We start from the raw sequence: 16,849 nt of genomic DNA, 5'->3' as shown, positions 1-16,849 counted from the left end.
GAAAAGTTGTATCTGGTTGTGTAAAGGTCAGAAAACGCAATTGGCAGGTCTAACAAGGGAACGCAATAAGGGTCAGAAATTTAGAAATAAGAATTTAAGGGAGTTTATCTAAGTATTTTGTAGTATTAATTTTTGATAATTAAATAACTAAGAAAATTAATCAGTGAGAATTTGATTGAAACCATTTTAGAGACCTTGAAAGCGGCGCTATCTATCTCAAATAGAAGTTAGGATTGACGCAATCGCGCCTGTAAATGAAAGGATCACAATATGTCAAACGACAAGACCATTGAGAATCTCAACACAGCCCTGCAAATGGAAATGAGCGCCGCTCATCAGTATCAGCTCAATGCGCAACGTCTGGACGATTGGGGTCTGGGCAAACTTGCCAATCAGATGCGCGAAGAAATGCGCGAAGAATGGGGTCATTCCGATCGCTTCATTGAACGGGTCCTGTTTTTGAAAGGCACGCCTGAGTTGGCGTTTGAAAAATCTCCTGTGCTACATGACTCGCTGGTTGAGCTGTTCAAGGCAGACCTCGCCGATGAGGAAAATGCGATCCAGACCTACACCAAGGCATCCAAGGAAGCTTATGAAGTGGGCGACATTGGCTCCAAGGCCCTGTTCGAAGAAATCGTCATTGACGAAGAAGGCCATAAGGCATGGCTTGAGCTGCAGCTCGACCTGATTGAACGCCTTGGCGAGAAAACCTACAGCGCCAAATTCATGTCTACCGGCGAAGAAGAAGGCGAAGAATAACCCTCTTTTGCATCCCTCTGGATATTAAACAAAGCAAAAAAGCAATGAAAAGCCCCGCATCAGGCATATGATGCGGGGCTATTTTTTGTCTGTCTGCGATCAGATAAGATCAAACCGGATAGCTCAACGGCGACCCGCTGTGCAGACGACTTTGCTTAGACCAGTTCGGGGGAAACCGGAACGACGACGCGTCCGCGGATCTTGCCTTCAAGGAACTGTGGAGCCACGTCGATGACATCTTCAAACTCCACCGTCTTGATGATGGCTTCAAGTTTTTCCTTGTCGAGATCGGTTGCAAGCTGCGCCCATGCCGCCTGACGGGCCGCCTTTGGTGCCATGACGCTGTCGACGCCTTTAAGCGTTACGCCGCGCAGGATGAATGGCGCCACCGTAGTGGGCAGATCCATGCTGTTTGCCAGACCGCAAGCAGCGACGGTGCCGCCATATTTGATCATGGAGAGCAGGTTGGCCAGAACCTGTCCGCCTGCCACGTCAATGGCAGCTGCCCAGCGTTCCTTGTTGAGTGGACGTGGCTTGCCGCTAAGCTCTTCACGATCCAGAATAGAGCTTGCGCCCAGGCCCTTGAGATAGTCACTTTCGCTGGCCCGCCCCGTTACGGCGACCACATTGTAGCCCTTGGCGGCCAGCAGAGCGACGGCAACGCTGCCCACGCCGCCAGTTGCGCCGGTGACCAGCACTTCGCCCACATCAGGGGTCACACCGTTAGTTTCCAGTGCCAGCACGCACAGCATCGCTGTGTAGCCAGCGGTGCCGATGGCCATGGCCTGCCGCATGGAAATGCCGGCTGGCAGCGGGATCAGGAAATCGCCATTGACCTGTGCCCGCTTGGCAAGGCCGCCCCAATATTTTTCACCCACAGACCAGCCATTGAGAATGACCTTGTCGCCGGGTTTGTAGTCCGGATGACGGCTCTCGCTGACGATACCGGAAAAGTCGATGCCGGGCACCATCGGGAAGCTGCGCACGACAGGCGAAGAGCCGGTGATGGCAAGAGCATCCTTGTAGTTGAGGGTTGACCAGGCGACGTCCACTGCCACTTCACCTTCGGCCAGGGGCTCAAAAGTGACCTGGCTTTTGCTAACGGTCTGGCCGCTGTCGTCTTTTTCGATCAGAATGGCATCAAACATTGTGTTTTCCTTCAGTTTGAAATGGAGGATTGGAAAAGGGTGTGTTGGTAAGAAGTGAGAAGAAGCCGCGCGCAAAATGCCTCAGGGGCTCCGGGCGGCGTTCAAGTTTGGCGCGCAACACCGCGCCCTCCCAACCGATCCAGAAGAACTCTGCAAGAGCTTCAGGAGCTTGATCAGGAGCAATTTGGCCCTCGGACTGGGCAAGCGTCAGGCAATCCGCCGTAAGCTTCTGCCAGCCCTTGAGGACCGAAATGAGATGGGCACACATATCCGGCGTAAGAGCCGCCATCTCCTGCCCGAGATTGCCCACCAGACAACCACGCCGGAAGTCATGTTTGGCCATGCCGGCCTCGGCGCCATCGACAAATTTGCGCAGGCGATCCAGTGGTGACAGGCTCTCATCGGAAAAGCAGCTTTGAAGTTTGGCGGCGAAATAGGCATTGTAGGCCTCTATCAGCGCTTCGCCATAATCGGCCTTTGATTTGAAGTGATGATAGAAAGTGCCCTTGGTCTTGCCCGATGCCTTGAGGATTTCATCAACGCTGACATCGGTAAAGCCACGCTCGGTGAGGCAGACCAGACCAACCCGAATGAGATCCTTGCGCGCAAGTTGATCATCAGGCGCCCTGCGCGGGCGGCCTCGTGGTCTTCTTGTCTGTGCAGGCATTGGTTGATTACTCATCGTGATGGCTTCTCCTTGGTTTTTGATTTAATAGACTAAGTAGTCTGTTAAATGCCATGGATGAAAGCGAATAGCTGCGATGCGATTTCTCCCGATATGGGAAAACGCGCATATGCAATGGATTGAGAGCGCCAGATTAACCGCGGTAGGTGCGTTGGCGTTTGCCAGTCTGGACGATCCCTAGCCTGGCAGATGGATGCAACAAAGCCGTCGATAGGGGAGGCCCCAACCAACTTGAGAAGTCGTGATTTCATCGAAGGCTTTCGAGCCACTTTAAACGGCTCTCAAGGCACCCGCTTTAAGGAGATGCTGTAACCGCTCGCCTAATTTCCCTGCGAGGCTGCCTGCTGTTCGAAAGTTTCTGCAGCTTCATGCTCGGGCAGATTCTCGGTTTCCCAAGCTGCGCCTGTGTCTGCCAACTGGGCTTCAATGCATTCCACGCTGAGGCGTATTTCTGCATCGCCTGCAAAGATCAGGGAAATGAAGCCGTCCGGACCTTCACCATTGGGCTCGAAGGTTAGCGCAAGCAGATTGAGGATGGCATCTTTGGCCGCCACGCGAATATTGCGGCTTTGTACACCGGTCACCCGGTCGAAATGCAAAACGGCCTGATGGCGCTCATAGGATGGTTTGGAACCGAACACGCGGCGCTGTTGTCGGATTGCTTCTTCCCAAGCAAAGCGGTGCATGGCGACCACGAGTCGGCCTTCATCCTTGAGCCAATTGATGTCACCAACCTTGACCACAGCATCCTGCGTCTGGCTGGAAAGCACATTCAGGTCGTCTGAATCCAGAGCGGCGAGTTTCAGCATGGTCATGGCACTCTCCTTACAACATAGTTCTCAAAGCAGTTTTGCTTCTCTTCTTGATCGCGTGAGCGCCAAGGCCCGACGCGTGTGACAGTGCCCAAGTCGCATTCGAGCCCTGTCGGGGATAGGAGCGGACGGGTCAGTCATCCGCTCTGGGATTCACATAGGCAGGAAAGGTGCCAAATGCAAGAGAGGCGCACCCTTGTGCGCCCCTAAAGATATGACTTTATGCAGAAATACGCTCAATCGTGGCGCCGCAAGCGGCCAGTTTGTCTTCCAGCCGTTCAAACCCGCGATCAAGGTGATAAACGCGGTTCACCTTGGTTTCGCCCTCGGCGACCAGTCCGGCAATCACCAACGAGACCGACGCACGCAAATCGGTGGCCATGACCTGAGCGCCCTTCAGCGTATCCACGCCCGTGACATAGGCTTTCTGGCCGTCTAGGGAGATTTTGGCACCCAGACGCGCCAGTTCCTGCACATGCATGAAGCGATTCTCGAAAATGGTTTCCGTGATGGTCGAGGTGCCCTCGGCCATGGTCATCAGCGCCATGAACTGGGCCTGCAGATCAGTCGGGAAGCCGGGGAACGGATCGGTTGCAACACTGACCGCCTTCAGGGCGGCGCTGTTGCGGGCAATCCGGATGCCCTTGTCGTTCACTTCCACTGTGGTGCCTGTCTGAGTCAAAACGTCAAGCGCAGACTGCAACAGGTCAGCACGGGCGCCTGTGAGCAAAACATCGCCGCCCGTCATCGCCACGGCCATGGCGTAGGTGCCGGTCTCGATGCGGTCTGGCAAAACGCTGTGGCGTGCTCCGTGCAGTTTCTCGACACCCTCGATGGTGATGGTGTCGGTGCCTGCGCCGGAAATCTTTGCACCCATGGCAATCAGGCATTCGGCCAGATCCACCACTTCGGGCTCCTTGGCGGCCTGTTTCAGGGTTGTGGTGCCCTTGGCAAGGGTCGCCGCCATCATCAGCGTATGGGTCGCACCAACGGAAATACGCGGGAAGGTGTATTCGCCGCCTGCCAGCCCGTCGGGCGCATCGGCAACCACATAGCCATTCTCGATTTCGATCTTGGCCCCAAGCGCGGCCAGTCCGTCGATAAAAAAGTCGACCGGACGGGTGCCGATGGCGCAGCCTCCCGGGAGAGAAACCGAGCAATGGCCCATGCGGGCCAGAAGCGGGCCGATGACCCAAAAGCTGGCACGCATCTTGGAAACCAGATCATAAGGGGCGCAGGTATCGATGATTTCCTCGGCCTGAAGATGAACGGTCTGGCCTGCCATGGTGTCCTGACCTGGGCGCTTGCCTTCGATCATGTAGCTGACGCCATGGTTGGAAAGAATCTGCTGGAGCTGCTGCACATCGCGAAGGCGCGGCAGGTTATCCAGAATCAACGCCTCATCGGTCAGAAGCGAGGCAATCATCAAGGGAAGAGCCGCATTCTTTGCTCCGGAAATGGGAATCTCCCCGTTTAATTCTGCGCCGCCTACAATGCGAATTGCGTCCATTTCAAACTCTTTCTGTTGTCGGCCTGTTGGGCAATCCTGTTGTGCCTGCCTGACCGATAATTCTTGTAAAACCCGATAAGGGACTGATTCTGTTTTCCTGATCCTGCCTCATGAGCAAAAGGCTATCGTTGAACTGGCACGGTGATCCAAACTGGATATATTCGGATGGCCCGAACAGCCAAGCCGCAGCTCAAAGCCCTCTAGTCTTCGCTCCCCTCAGACGTTGGTGCCTGAGGCGCACTTTCCGTCCGTCTGGCGCGGGTCTGTGCCTTGCGGCGTTTCAGATTGTCACGCAGGGCTTGCGACAGGCGCGCCTTGCGTTCATCGCCCTTGCCCTTGGCGGGGCCGGAGGACTGTTTGCCAGAGGTGTTGATATCTTTAGAGGACATGGTTTCTGCTATGCGTGCGCAATGAAAGGATCATTGAATTTGTCTGTTGGCAGGTTCTATACCAAAAGTGTGCGCCAAGAAAGCCCACAATGAGGCCATTTAAGGGCTGAAATGCGCTTTTTATGAAGCCATGGTCTATTGCCACATGGCAAGGCACTCACACACTATGGAAGATGTTTTTTGCGGGCAGGATTTTCACAGGTGTCATCAAATTCACAAAATTGTTGCCTTTTTTCAAAATCGCGCTTGCATATTCGAAATCTGTATGCAAAAAACCGCCCCGCATCAGGTGGTCAACATCTGGTCAAAACACCTAGGAACGCTGCAGTAGCTCAGTGGTAGAGCACTCCCTTGGTAAGGGAGAGGTCGAGAGTTCAATTCTCTCTTGCAGCACCATCTCCCTTTTATAATTTGTCTTGAATTCGCCCTCGCGTTGACGCTGGCTCGAAGGGGGTGTTGACCCTGTCTCACTCTTGTGGCCTTCAGTAAGAGCCCCTTATTACGCACATGCAGCGATATATGCCGGGTATAATGTTTCTCTGTGTTGATGATATCTTGCTGTTTTTAGCGCATTTGGCGGGGCTCACTCAAATGTGTTGACCCGGCAGTGAGAAGCCGTTGCTCTGTCACTTGAAAATTGTAAAATGCACCGTTCGAATATCGCCTTGGTGATTTGATAAACGCTATTGCTCCTCGGTCAAATTTTGCAATAGATTTTTGAAAAACAGAGTCTTTTTATTCAAGGATCAATCGATCCAGAGTTTCATCTATAAGAGTGCCGTCTATATGTCAGTTCAAGATCTTTCTGCATGCCCCCCGCAAATTCGTTGTCCATCTGTCATCGAGGGGGAGACGAGAGTTTCATCTTCAGACCTGTCATGGCGCGCCGCCGCTATACGCAATGCCATTCTTGCCCGGGGCTATCAATCCGGCGCCCGCATCGTGCTGCTGGCCAGCAACTGTGCCAATGCTGTCGCTGCGCTTTTGGGGGGACTGGAAACCGGCCTGATTATCGTGCCGGTCAACACAGCGCTGCCTGACCCGGAAAAGAAGCGCATCTTTGAGGACGCGCTGCCTGTTGCGATTCTGACAGATAAGCAGAATGTTCGCGCAACCGGTGGCGTTGATGCAACGGTCGATATTTTAAGCTTGGATGATCTTCTCAAGGAAGACGCTCCAGAAGCATTTGCTGAGATCAAGCCTGAGGTCCCGGCGTTGGTTCTTTACACCTCTGGTTCAACGGGCAATCCCAAGGGTGTCGTTTTCCCTCGATCTTATCTCGATGGCAACGGCAAACAGTTTGGCGAAGAGTTGTTTGGTCTGAATGAAACGGATGTCATTCTGCTGCCCATGGAAGTATCGAGCATCATTTCCATCACGCTGGTGACCGCAACGCGCCATGTCGGGGCAACGCTGGTCATCACACGCTCCCATCGTCCTGACGCGATCATAGAGACTTTGCAACGCGCTAAGGTTACCATGATGATGACGGTGACGACCGTTGCCGAATTTGTCCTGAAAATGACCGAAGGCATGGACGATCCGTTTCCTGATCTGAGGATCATGACCATCGGGGGCAACTATGTTTCGGCTGCTCTGTCAGACCGTCTGGCTGAGGCATTTGGTGTGCGTATCGACGTCATCTATGCGTCCACTGAAGTGGCGCCCACAACCTATCTTATTGATCGCAAGAGTGCCCCGGATGGCGCAGCCGGACCTGTCGCTCCGGGCGTTGATATCGAGATCGTGGACCCGGATGGACAGCGCGTGCCCCAAGGCGAACCCGGAGAGCTGGTGGTTTCTGGCCCGAGAGTAGCCATCGGCTACTGGACCGGCGAGAATGACGATTCCATGCATTTCAACGGGCGCTTTGCCACGGGAGATCTCGGCTATCGCGATGAAGCCGGAAACTATTTCATTATCGGTCGCTCCAAGGAAGTCATAAAGACGGGCGGGCTGTCTGTTTATCCGCCAGAGGTCGAGAAGGTTTTGTCGCAACATCCCGGTATTCACAGTGTTGCCGTGCTTGGGAAGCCAAACGCCACTCTGGGGGAAGTGGTTGTTGCCTTCGTTGTGCCCAAAAAGGGACATACACTGACCTCGGTTGAACTCATTGCATGGAGCAAGAAAAATCTCGCTTCGGGCAAATGCCCGCGGGGTATCAAATTTGTTGAAACCCTGCCGCAGACCACCACAGGCAAGGTGGCGAAAAACGAATTGAGGATGCAATTGTGACTGTTACCTCTGGCGAAGGGGCCAAGAGCATCAAGGCCATGCGCGAAGCCCTTGGCTCCGCCGCAAGGGCAGGTGACTTCGAAACCATATTCCAAATGCTTGATGCTCAGGGTGATTGTCTGCCCTTGCGCCTGCAAGTCTATTTCGGGGCTCTGGCGCTCGTGCGCACCGGTCGTCCGGCCGAGGCGTTGGAGGTGTTGAAAAAAGGACCCAGAAACAGGCTGTTTCTGCTTTTGCGGTTTGATGCTCTCATTGATGCGGGGGAGATCAGAATGGCCAATCAACTTCTCCCCACTCTGGGCTTGGCATCGCAAAAGCATAGAGTTTGTCTAGGTCGATTAACGAATGCTGCGTTCGCGGCAGGAAATTATCGGGCAGCAGCGAATTGGGGTTTCAAACTGCGACAGGCCTCGCCCCGACCAATGCCCCGGTTCAATGCCGATTTATCCAGTTTGATCCTGCTAGGCGATGTGGAGGCCGTGCGCGAGCGATTGCCTCTGTGCGGCTCAAATCAGGCCGCAATATTGGGGCATGCGCTCCGAGAGGCTGCAGTGGTACTTGATCGTCGGGCAGTCGAGGGCAAAAAAGTCCAGTACGCCCTTCTTCGGCCTTTTCTGGATCTCATGCCGGATCCTCAGTCTCTCAAGATTATGCAGAATGCGGCGCGGCAGGGCACGCCCGTATCCCGCAGGCTTCTTTCGATGATCAGGCGCATGCCTGCCAAACAGGCGCGAAAGCCAGGCAGGGTAAAAGCGGTTCGCGAGCAATTGGAGAAGGCGACAAAAGCGCAGGATTATGAGGCCGTATTTGCCATCCTCGACAAGGAAGGAGCGCAGATTCCGGTCCCTATTCAGACTTACTTCAGAGCACATGCTCTTTTGAGAATCGGTCGCCCTGATGAGGCATTGCAGCTGCTGGAGAAGGCCCCCGAAACGGGGCGCTTGCAAAGGCTGCGCCTTGGAGCGTTGATTGGCGTAGGTCGACTGGCCGAGGCGGGCCAGCTTTTTTCTGTCTTGCGGGACTCTTTGAAGCCTCAGCATTTGCCAGACTTCTTCAGGCGTCTGTCGCTTGCGGCCTTCGTCGCTGGTGACTATCACGCAGCGGCGCAATGGGGGCTGGAACTGAGAAACTCCTCACTTCAGCCGATACGCTATTTCAGAACAGATCTGTCAGCGCTGATCCTGCTCAACGATGTAGGGGCTGTACGTGAGCGGCTTAAGCTTTGCAAGCCGGTACCTGTGCGCATTCTGGGTGTTGCGCTTAGAGAAGCAGCTCTTGTGCTTGATCACAGGGCGGAGCAAGGGGAAGCGGTCGACTATTCCTTTTTGGAAGTCTACTTTGCGCTCGCGTCCAATTTTTCCGAGCTTTGGGAAATAAAGCAGAGTATCGTCACAGGATTACCGCAATCGCCAAAACTGAGCGCCATGATTTGGGACAGGCTGTGTAGTCAGCTCTCTCCAGACGAAATTGACCCAAATGCCTTTCAATCTGGAGAAGGGCCCTCTCGCCCCATCGGCCCAAGCATTTCTCTGGTGGCTGACTGGCTGGGTGTGCCAGATGATGAACGTCCGGACTGGCTTGAGCGTGTCGCATCCGCACAGGAGGCCAACAACAAGCTTGCCACTGCCATCTTGGGCGTGCCTGCCTATCGGGAAAAACTGGCCCGCAGCTTGCCGTCAGTGGACTGGAGCGCAGTGAAACAAAGCCTGTCTGATGGATATCCTGTAATCCTGGCCTCAAGCCATGCAAGCTTCAGATTTGCGATGCCGTTGGAATTTCACCGCAGTGGTATTGATGTGCGCATCATCTCCTCCAAGCATGCTTTCGCAACCGTGCCGGAATATGTTGACATGCATTATGCATCGCTGGATGCGCGTCCGGTCAACCTTATGGCGCGCAGGCTGATAGAAGTCCTCAAAGGGGGCGGGTGCACATTCGTCACCGCAGATGGTCAGTCCGGTGCACAAACAAAATCCTTCCCGGAATTCGGGGTTGACGCCAGATTGCCTGCGGGGGCTTTTGCCCTTGCCCTGCGCTATGATGCGCATGTCTACTGGATGGATACCAGTTGGCAGGATGGTCAGCTGTCCACCAGTCTGGAACGCCTGATGCTTCCTGATGGCATCACTGACAAAAACGCTCTGAGTGATGCCTGGCAGCGAGAGACATTAAAGCGCGTGCGGGATGCATGGGCCCGCGATGTGCGCAATATCCATATGAACCGCGCCATTGTTCGGGTCTACTGAAGCGTTAGTCACTAAGATCAGCAAGAGTATGGAAGCCTCGCAATTCTCACTGCGGGGCTTTTTTGTTTTTACCCAATGCCTCACGTCGGCGTGTTGAAGGTTTTTTAGCTCCGTTTTGACATTGGAAAACAAAGATGTGAGTGCTGTTAATCTGCAGAATTCTGCACTTTTCTGATGCTATATTGCGTGAATTAGATAGCTAAAAATTTTGATATGCATTTAACGCATATCAAGCTTGAGCAATTGGATCTTTTCTAATCGTGTGAAAAGGATCATATTCATTCCCGTAAGAACAAGAAGAAATACACCGAACAGAAACAAAAAGGAAATTATCATGAACTTCTTTAACCGTGCATTTGAAAAAGTTGTCGCAGCTCGTGAAGAACAGGCTCAGCGTTTTGTTGACGAATTCATGTCTGACCGTGGTCTTGACGTAATGATCGACATGTCGAACGATCTTCGCGGCTAATAGCTGCGAAGCTTCTCTTCTGATTATCTTGGTTTTACTTGATGGCAGAAAGAGAAGACCCGACGGGCGGAGCAAAACCGTCACAAATATAGCTCCACCAAAAACAAGCGGGTCTCAAGCCCGCTTTTTTCGTTTTGTGCTTATGCTTGCCGCTCTTGATCGGTGCCTGATGCGCTAGTGCAGAATTTGAGCCAGAAACTCCTTGGCCCGCTCATGCTGCGGATTGGTGAAGAAGTCGTCCGGCTTCGCGATTTCCAAAATGCTTCCTTGATCCATGAACACCACTTTGTTTGCCACCTTGCGAGCGAAGTTCATTTCGTGGGTCACGCAGATCATGGTGCTGCCCTCGCGAGCGAGCTCAACCATGGTCTCCAGAACCTCGCGCACCATTTCAGGGTCCAGCGCCGAGGTCGGCTCATCGAACAGCATCACTTCAGGGCTCATGCACAGAGCTCTGGCAATGGCCACGCGCTGCTGTTGCCCACCGGAGAGCTGAGCTGGATATTTGCCTGCCTGCTCGGGAATATGAACGCGGGCAAGAAAACGCTCTGCGACCTTTCTGGCATCTTCCTTCGATGTCTTCTTGACGCGCATCTGTGCAATCATGCAATTCTCAAGCACCGTCATATGCGGGAATAGATTGAAGCTCTGGAAGACCATGCCGGTTTTCCGGCGCACCATGTCAATTTCCCGCCGCTTGCCGGTCAATTGAACGCCCGCCACTTCCAGCTCACCTTTCTGGTGATTTTCAAGGGCATTGAGACAGCGGATCAGTGTCGATTTGCCCGATCCGGACGGCCCGCAAAGCACCACCGTTTCCCCTCTTGCGACGGTCAGGTCGATATCTTTTAGCGCATGGAAGACACCAAAAAACTTGTTCATCTTGTTGGCGCGGATGATCGGAGTTGCTTCTTGTTGTGAGCTCGTCATTGTTTCCACCTTCGAGAAAAGGTCTTTAACACAGGAATGGTCTTGTTTTATCTGGGGACGTCTGGCGATCCCGAAGGCCCTGACGATGCGGGGCCTTCGGCAGGTCTGCTGCTTAAAAGAGCCTCAGAAGCGTGGCAATTCTTCGTTTACAACGCCGAGCCATTCTTTCTGGGCAGCCTGCAATTCACCCGAGTTCCACAGCATCAAGAGGTCGGTGTTGAGCCATTGGCGCAGATTGAACTCGCCATGACGTACCCCGATTGCCATTGGTGACTGGCGAACGGCAAATTTGCGGTCGAATTTATCGGTATGCTTGCTGATGGCGATGGCGGCTGCAACGCCCGAAACAATGGCGTCTACCTTGCCGGTGAAGAGTGCCTGGTTGGTGGCGGCATCATCTTCAAAGCGCTGGATGATCGTGCCTTCTACAGCCCGTTCGGTGATCAGGGTATCATTCGTCGTCGAGCGGGTAACGCCAACGCGTTTGCCTACGAGATCTTTGAGGCTTTCCATGTCAGACTGGGCCGGAGCCAGAATCATCTGTTCGTCAACATAGATTGAATTGGTATACATGACGGTCTTGGCGCGTTCGGCAGTTACCCCGAAGGACGAAATCAGAATGTCGACCTTGCCGCTTGTCAGGTTCGGAATGCGGGCCTGCGATACCTGATCAACGATTTCCAGCTCCACCCCCATGTCGCGTGAAATCAGTTTGGCCATGGCAACGTCAAAACCGGCTGGCTTCATGTTTGCGTCGGTCATGCCATAGGGTGGCGTAGAGAGCGAAATGCCGACAATCAGCTTGCCGCGCTGAATGATTTTCTGCAGGGATTCGTCGGTTGTCTGAGCCAACCCGGCGGTGCAAAGCAGCGCGGTGGCGACCACACTTGCCATTGCGGTTTTTAGTAATTTGATCATCTTTAAACTCCTCCTACGATAATCAAGATTTATGAAGTCTTTTTTCGAGCCTGCGACTGACGATCGTCAGCGGAAAACACACGAGAAAATAGAATAGGGCCGCCAGAAGATAGACCTGCAGCGGCTTGAAGGTCGCGTTGCTGACAATCTGGGACGTGCGCGTCAGTTCGGTGATGCTCACAACAGAAGCGAGCGATGTATTCTTGATGAGCATCACGAAAAAGCCGACCGTTGGCGGGGTCGCAATCTTCACCGCCTGCGGAATGATGATGAAGCGCATGGAATCAACGCGGCTGAGCCCCAGTGCGTGCGATCCTTCGCTTTGCCCCATGGGCACGGAATTGATGGAGCCACGCCAGATCTCTCCCAGAAAGGCAGCGGCATAAAAGGAAAAGGCTATTGAAATGGCCACCAGTGGCGGCACGTCAACGCCGACATAGTTGGCGCCGAAATAGGCGATGAACAGTGTGACCAGCAGGGGCGTGCCCTGTACCACGAAGATGTAGAGCTTGGCGATGCGGCGTGCCAACTTGTTGCGCGAAACTGCCATCAGCGCCAGAATAGACCCGGCGATCGAGCCGCCGGTAAGGGCGATCAGGGCAAGGCCTATCGTCCAGAGAAGGCCATTGAGCATGTAATAGACATGCGCCATGGTAAAGTCTTGAAACATCATGACAGTGCCCTCATCCTCTTAGAAACTTGAAGGGAAAGACCTTGCGCTCCAGCAGGGTCAATCCGCCCTTGAGCAAGGCCACAAGCCCCACATACATGGCGGCAATCACCAGATAGACCTCCATGTTACGCAAGGTCATGCCCTGAATGTCGTTGCCGATGCCCGTCAATTCGGGAACGGATATGGCAGAGACGACACTGGAAGACAGCAAAAGCAGAATGAACTGGGACACCATCGACGGGAACACCGCAGCAAGCGCAGGCTTTATGATGATGTAGCGGAAGATATCAAGAGGCGACATCCCCAGAGACCGTCCTGCTTCCACCTGGCCTCTGTCGATGGACTGGATACCCGCACGGATGATCTCGGACGTGTAGGCCCCGCCATAAAAGGTCATGGCCAACACCGCCGAAGGCAGGGGTTCCAAGCTCAACCCGATGGCGGGTAGGCCGAAATAGATAACGAAAAGCTGGACGATGAACGGCGTATTCCGAATGGCCTCGATATAGGCCACCGCGATGAAACGCACCACGCGAAAGGAACTAAGTTGCATGACAGCGACCAGCGTGGCCACGACCAGTGCAAAGAGCATTGCGACGAGCGAGATCTGCATTGTCAGGATTGCGCCCGATATGAGCAGATCCATGCGAGAGAAGACGCCGCCAAAGTCCAGATAATTCATTCTATTCACTCCAAATCCATCTTAGAAACCGGCAGCCAGCTTCTTGGAGTAGTCAGGCGCAAAGCTTTCCCCTGTCGGGGCCATTTCCACTGAGCCATGCCATGGTGCGGCCTCTGTCCATGGGGTTGCCATGTCATCGGTCATGGCGTTGAGCTGATCCATCAGGGCAGGCGCGGTTTCTGACAATTCCTTTTCCATCGTGGCGATGTCGGGGAAATTGGAGAAAGGCTGAAGCCAGATGGCCCGTCCTGCGAGGTAGCCGCTGGCGCCGGCCCTGTAGGCATAGGTCAGCAGGCGGACAAAGTCTTCAGGCGTCGAGCCTGCGCTGAGCAGTACCCATGGGCGACCGAGATCTTTGGCCATATCATCGAAACGGGCCTGAATGGTCGCCGCTTGCGGACCGTCCGGGTCTGGCACATTGGTGGTTTCGGTCGGCGGTTCAAGCTTGAACACATCCACACCATCAGGGTCCATAATGTCCTTGTCTGCCAGTGAGCCCCTGACCAACTCCAGACGACGGGCCAGAAATTCTTCCTGTGTTTCGGACGGGAAGGGATAGACCAGATATTCCAGAATGAAGGGGATGTCATTTTCACGGCAGGCTTTTTTGATGCCGTTGAGATAATTGAGCTGGTGCAGCTTGACCCCTTCATCGGCATCGGGGCGATACCACAGATTGACCTTGACGCCATCACCGCCAATGGTGCGGATTACATCAGGTCCCCAGCCGGGAACGCTGGATGACTTGCGGCCGGTTTCGGTGGTTTCCCATGTTGCCCATTCGGTGCCGATCAAAAGGCCTCGGTGGGCTGGTATCTGGGAAATCGTCGGGGCGTAACCCAGTGGAGGATCTACCAGCACCGCCGAAGCCTTGGGGGCCAGATAGCGGCCAAGCATCGACTTGACAGCAGCGACATCCTTAAACGGCGCCTTGTCTGTCTTCCTGATTTCCTTGATCGGATTGACGATCGGACCGGTCTGGTCCATGGCCAGCATCTTGAAGCGGCCATTATCGTCGGCCAGACGGCGCATCCTCCAATATTTACCGGGGGTAATGTTCATGCGTTTCCTCCATTTATCAAAGTCTCGACCTGCTGTCGGTCGGGAATGCTCTCCCAGCCGCTGCCACAAGCGCATTTGAGCGCTGCAGCGGCGCTTGCAAAGCGCGCGGCCTCCTCAATTGTCATTTTCTCGGAAAGTCCGAGGGTGAAGGCGCCATGGAAAATGTCGCCAGCCCCGTTGGTGTCTATCGGGTCCACCTTGAAGGCGGGCACATGGTGGATCTGCCCATCGGCACACCAGAAGAAGCCCCGCTCCCCATCGGTTACAGAAACGACGCCTCGGCACATGCCGTCCGCCTTCCTCAGGGCGTCGGACAGGTCGCTATGGTCGGTCAGGCGTCTGAGACACGCGGCGGAAAAGACCAGATGCTCGGGCAAGGCCAGCAAATTATGCACGGCATTCATGTCGCCCACATCGGCATCCAGAACAGATACGATTCCCTGCCGGTTGGCCGCTTCAAAAAGGGCCGCCGCCCCTTGCCACCAGCTATAGTCGGCCAGGACGCCGGACAATCCGGAGACATCCTCAAGCGGCAGCCAGTCTGCCTCATCACCCAGATTGCGGCCAATGAAACCAAGGGCGGTGCGTTCGCCTCCCTGATCGACCAATATGGTGCCCATCGGGCTGCGTCCGCCTTTGACACGAGCCACACCGTGGGTTTGGACGCCGCACTGGGATAAGCGTTCGACGATCCGGTCGCCGACGTCATCCACGCCCAGCCGTCCCCAATAGGATACTTCCGCGCCCAGCTTGGAAGCTGCACAAGCGGCTGTCGCGGCGATGCCGCCTCCTGTCATCTTTACATCCATGACGCGCATCTTGGTTGGCTTGTCAGGGATTTCCGGCAAATAGAGGATCGTATCCAGAAATGCATTGCCGAGCGTCACAATGCGTGTCGACCCAGTCTTTTCAAATTCCTTCAAAGGCGCAGATTCGTGAGCTTCCATTGGTCTTCCCTTATTGAAAAGCTATGGATCCACCACAGGTTCGCGTGCAGTGGATGGCAACGCTTAACGGTGCAGGAAGCGTAGATTTGGCTTTGCTTGTTGTCAATAAAATTTACAGGTAACTTGTAATTATATTTTACATGAAAGGAGTCTTGCGATTTTTTGGACAGTTTGGTGCGATAGAAGTCAAAGACAACTGACGGTAACTGCAAAGGATTTGGCGATGGCACCAATATCAGCGCAAGAAAAGCAGGCCTGTGGATGAATGCTCCGCCGCTGATGAAACCAAAAAGAGGCGCAAAATTCTGCTCTTCATTGGTATTAAGTAGATTGCTATAAGCGCTCTTGGAAAGTGACTAACAAGCCGCTTCCGACCCGTCAGCGTGGGGAAAGCGGGCGGAGACGCCGCCCACAACGCTGCTGGATTGAAGAGCCCTAAGTCTGGCTGTAAGGGAAGGTCGACTGCTAAAGAGGGAGGAAATAGACAGGCCTTGTAAAATAATTTATCAAGATGGAGCCTTCGCTCTGGCTTGTCTGGTTGTTTCCAATTACAAAGAGAGCCAGTTGTTATTGAGATATTGAACCGAGTAGAGCTGAAGAAGTTTGGATATGGCAAAAATACCGGTAATGCCTGCGCGCAAACAGAAACTGTCCGACACGATCTATGCTCATATTCTCTCGCAGATCACTGCCGGGGAATATTCGTCGGGAGACAAGTTGCCTTCCGAAGCGGAGCTCTCTTCGACCTTCCATGTCTCCCGCCCCATCGTGCGTGAGGCGCTTTCGCGGCTGGGCACCGACGGGCTCATCTATTCAAAGCGCGGCATTGGTTCTTTTGTGGCGACCAAGCCCTCCAAGCGGCTGACAGACTTTGCCAATGCGTTCGATCTGTCGCGCTTTATTCGATCCTTTGAGCCGCGGATTGTTTTGGAAGTGGAGGCGGTGCGGCTGGCTGCGACCCGGCGCACACGGGCCGAAGTGGAGGAAATAGCAGAAAGCGTCGAGGCTCTTGATAAGGCAATTGCCAAGGGGGAGTTGGGTCAGAAGGAAGACATGGCCTTCCACGACGCCATTGCACGGGCTGCGCATAATGATTTCTTTGTCGATCTGCTCACAGATCTGCGCGCTCCAGTAATGGAAACCATGAATATCGGTCTGGAGCTGGCAAGAGAGGCTGCACCGACCCGCCGCCTGCGTATTATCGAAGAGCATTCTCGCATTCGCGATGCCATCGATACCAAGGATGGAGACACGGCCGCGGGCTATATGAAATATCACCTGCTACAGGCCCGCGCCGCCATGCTGGATGCCCATCACCTCGAAAGCCGCCTAAGCAGCTTTGAGGAAGAGTGACAAAGGTCGGAATTCTGGAGAGGGGCCATTG

At 54.2% G+C, this 16,849-nt stretch carries 16 protein-coding genes and 1 tRNA gene; 6 read left to right on the top strand and 11 right to left on the bottom strand.

What is annotated here, in order from left to right:
- Positions 1-270: 270 nt before the first annotated feature.
- Positions 271-759, top strand: coding sequence for a bacterioferritin (locus tag ACKPCT_RS13530; RefSeq protein WP_090070191.1), 489 nt, complete (start codon positions 271-273; stop codon positions 757-759).
- Positions 760-914: 155 nt separating this feature from the next.
- On the opposite strand, the gene acuI is transcribed toward ACKPCT_RS13530, so the two are convergent.
- From acuI to ACKPCT_RS13505, 5 genes are all read right to left on the bottom strand, one after another.
- Positions 915-1,907: an acrylyl-CoA reductase (NADPH) gene (gene acuI / locus ACKPCT_RS13525; protein WP_090070194.1), complete on the bottom strand. Its 993-nt coding sequence runs from the start codon at positions 1,905-1,907 to the stop codon at positions 915-917.
- Positions 1,900-2,589, bottom strand: a complete 690-nt coding sequence (gene acuR, locus ACKPCT_RS13520; protein WP_319567149.1) for an acrylate utilization transcriptional regulator AcuR — start codon at positions 2,587-2,589, stop codon at positions 1,900-1,902. The genes acuI and acuR overlap by 8 nt, the downstream gene beginning before the upstream one ends.
- Positions 2,590-2,912: 323 nt before the next feature.
- Positions 2,913-3,407, bottom strand: coding sequence for a DUF2948 family protein (locus ACKPCT_RS13515; protein ID WP_090070200.1), 495 nt, complete (start codon positions 3,405-3,407; stop codon positions 2,913-2,915).
- A 217-nt stretch (positions 3,408-3,624) separates the two neighbouring features.
- The gene (gene murA / locus ACKPCT_RS13510; RefSeq protein ID WP_319567148.1) at positions 3,625-4,914 is read right to left on the bottom strand and encodes a UDP-N-acetylglucosamine 1-carboxyvinyltransferase; all 1,290 of its coding nucleotides are present in this window, start codon (positions 4,912-4,914) and stop codon (positions 3,625-3,627) included.
- A gap of 200 nt (positions 4,915-5,114) precedes the next feature.
- A complete protein-coding gene (locus ACKPCT_RS13505; RefSeq protein ID WP_319567147.1) occupies positions 5,115-5,303 on the bottom strand; it encodes a hypothetical protein in 189 nt (62 codons plus the stop codon).
- A 321-nt stretch (positions 5,304-5,624) separates the two neighbouring features.
- Here ACKPCT_RS13505 and ACKPCT_RS13500 point away from each other — a divergent pair.
- The 4 genes from ACKPCT_RS13500 to ACKPCT_RS13485 all read left to right on the top strand — a co-directional run bounded on the left by ACKPCT_RS13500 (position 5,625) and on the right by ACKPCT_RS13485 (position 10,253).
- Positions 5,625-5,699: transfer RNA gene (locus ACKPCT_RS13500), tRNA-Thr, on the top strand.
- Positions 5,700-6,089: 390 nt separating this feature from the next.
- Entirely contained in the window at positions 6,090-7,538 is a 1,449-nt protein-coding gene (locus ACKPCT_RS13495; RefSeq protein ID WP_319567146.1) for a class I adenylate-forming enzyme family protein, read from the top strand.
- The gene (locus ACKPCT_RS13490; protein WP_319567145.1) at positions 7,535-9,784 is read left to right on the top strand and encodes a hypothetical protein; all 2,250 of its coding nucleotides are present in this window, start codon (positions 7,535-7,537) and stop codon (positions 9,782-9,784) included. The genes ACKPCT_RS13495 and ACKPCT_RS13490 overlap by 4 nt, the downstream gene beginning before the upstream one ends.
- A 334-nt stretch (positions 9,785-10,118) precedes the next feature.
- Positions 10,119-10,253 (top strand): hypothetical protein, encoded by a 135-nt coding sequence (locus ACKPCT_RS13485; protein ID WP_280141751.1) that lies wholly within the window; start codon positions 10,119-10,121, stop codon positions 10,251-10,253.
- Positions 10,254-10,427: 174 nt separating this feature from the next.
- On the opposite strand, the gene ACKPCT_RS13480 is transcribed toward ACKPCT_RS13485, so the two are convergent.
- From ACKPCT_RS13480 to ACKPCT_RS13455, 6 genes are all read right to left on the bottom strand, one after another.
- Positions 10,428-11,183 (bottom strand): amino acid ABC transporter ATP-binding protein, encoded by a 756-nt coding sequence (locus ACKPCT_RS13480; protein WP_090070216.1) that lies wholly within the window; start codon positions 11,181-11,183, stop codon positions 10,428-10,430.
- Between the two features lie 123 nt (positions 11,184-11,306).
- A complete protein-coding gene (locus tag ACKPCT_RS13475) occupies positions 11,307-12,101 on the bottom strand; it encodes a transporter substrate-binding domain-containing protein (protein WP_090070219.1) in 795 nt (264 codons plus the stop codon).
- Between the two features lie 22 nt (positions 12,102-12,123).
- A complete protein-coding gene (locus ACKPCT_RS13470) occupies positions 12,124-12,774 on the bottom strand; it encodes an amino acid ABC transporter permease (RefSeq protein ID WP_319515753.1) in 651 nt (216 codons plus the stop codon).
- 10 nt (positions 12,775-12,784) lie between these two features.
- Positions 12,785-13,456, bottom strand: coding sequence for an amino acid ABC transporter permease (locus ACKPCT_RS13465; protein ID WP_090070221.1), 672 nt, complete (start codon positions 13,454-13,456; stop codon positions 12,785-12,787).
- 21 nt (positions 13,457-13,477) lie between these two features.
- Positions 13,478-14,518 carry a tagatose 1,6-diphosphate aldolase gene (locus ACKPCT_RS13460; RefSeq protein ID WP_319567144.1) on the bottom strand — a complete coding sequence of 347 codons (1,041 nt, stop codon included), beginning with the start codon at positions 14,516-14,518 and terminating at the stop codon, positions 13,478-13,480.
- Positions 14,515-15,465 (bottom strand): PfkB family carbohydrate kinase, encoded by a 951-nt coding sequence (locus ACKPCT_RS13455; protein ID WP_319567143.1) that lies wholly within the window; start codon positions 15,463-15,465, stop codon positions 14,515-14,517. The genes ACKPCT_RS13460 and ACKPCT_RS13455 overlap by 4 nt, the downstream gene beginning before the upstream one ends.
- A gap of 609 nt (positions 15,466-16,074) precedes the next feature.
- Here ACKPCT_RS13455 and ACKPCT_RS13450 point away from each other — a divergent pair.
- Positions 16,075-16,818, top strand: a complete 744-nt coding sequence (locus ACKPCT_RS13450; protein WP_090070227.1) for a FadR/GntR family transcriptional regulator — start codon at positions 16,075-16,077, stop codon at positions 16,816-16,818.
- Positions 16,819-16,849 lie beyond the last annotated feature (31 nt).

Origin of the sequence: Cohaesibacter marisflavi, assembly GCF_963665895.2 — a bacterium.
Lineage (GTDB): Bacteria > Pseudomonadota > Alphaproteobacteria > Rhizobiales > Cohaesibacteraceae > Cohaesibacter > Cohaesibacter marisflavi.
Note: the sequence above shows the minus strand (reverse complement) of the source record. Positions and strands in the feature narration are given on the sequence as shown.

Excerpts from the sequence above, each read along its gene's own strand:
- ACKPCT_RS13480 (WP_090070216.1), bottom strand. The coding sequence starts at position 11,183 with ATGACGAGCTCACAACAAGAAGCAACTCCGATCATCCGCGCCAACAAG.
- ACKPCT_RS13460 (WP_319567144.1), bottom strand. The coding sequence starts at position 14,518 with ATGAACATTACCCCCGGTAAATATTGGAGGATGCGCCGTCTGGCCGAC.
- ACKPCT_RS13505 (WP_319567147.1), bottom strand. The coding sequence starts at position 5,303 with ATGTCCTCTAAAGATATCAACACCTCTGGCAAACAGTCCTCCGGCCCC.
- ACKPCT_RS13475 (WP_090070219.1), bottom strand. The coding sequence starts at position 12,101 with ATGATCAAATTACTAAAAACCGCAATGGCAAGTGTGGTCGCCACCGCG.
- ACKPCT_RS13495 (WP_319567146.1), top strand. The coding sequence starts at position 6,090 with ATGTCAGTTCAAGATCTTTCTGCATGCCCCCCGCAAATTCGTTGTCCA.
- ACKPCT_RS13470 (WP_319515753.1), bottom strand. The coding sequence starts at position 12,774 with ATGATGTTTCAAGACTTTACCATGGCGCATGTCTATTACATGCTCAAT.
- ACKPCT_RS13465 (WP_090070221.1), bottom strand. The coding sequence starts at position 13,456 with ATGAATTATCTGGACTTTGGCGGCGTCTTCTCTCGCATGGATCTGCTC.
- ACKPCT_RS13530 (WP_090070191.1), top strand. The coding sequence starts at position 271 with ATGTCAAACGACAAGACCATTGAGAATCTCAACACAGCCCTGCAAATG.
- acuR (WP_319567149.1), bottom strand. The coding sequence starts at position 2,589 with ATGAGTAATCAACCAATGCCTGCACAGACAAGAAGACCACGAGGCCGC.
- murA (WP_319567148.1), bottom strand. The coding sequence starts at position 4,914 with ATGGACGCAATTCGCATTGTAGGCGGCGCAGAATTAAACGGGGAGATT.
- ACKPCT_RS13455 (WP_319567143.1), bottom strand. The coding sequence starts at position 15,465 with ATGGAAGCTCACGAATCTGCGCCTTTGAAGGAATTTGAAAAGACTGGG.
- ACKPCT_RS13515 (WP_090070200.1), bottom strand. The coding sequence starts at position 3,407 with ATGACCATGCTGAAACTCGCCGCTCTGGATTCAGACGACCTGAATGTG.
- acuI (WP_090070194.1), bottom strand. The coding sequence starts at position 1,907 with ATGTTTGATGCCATTCTGATCGAAAAAGACGACAGCGGCCAGACCGTT.
- ACKPCT_RS13485 (WP_280141751.1), top strand. The coding sequence starts at position 10,119 with ATGAACTTCTTTAACCGTGCATTTGAAAAAGTTGTCGCAGCTCGTGAA.
- ACKPCT_RS13450 (WP_090070227.1), top strand. The coding sequence starts at position 16,075 with ATGGCAAAAATACCGGTAATGCCTGCGCGCAAACAGAAACTGTCCGAC.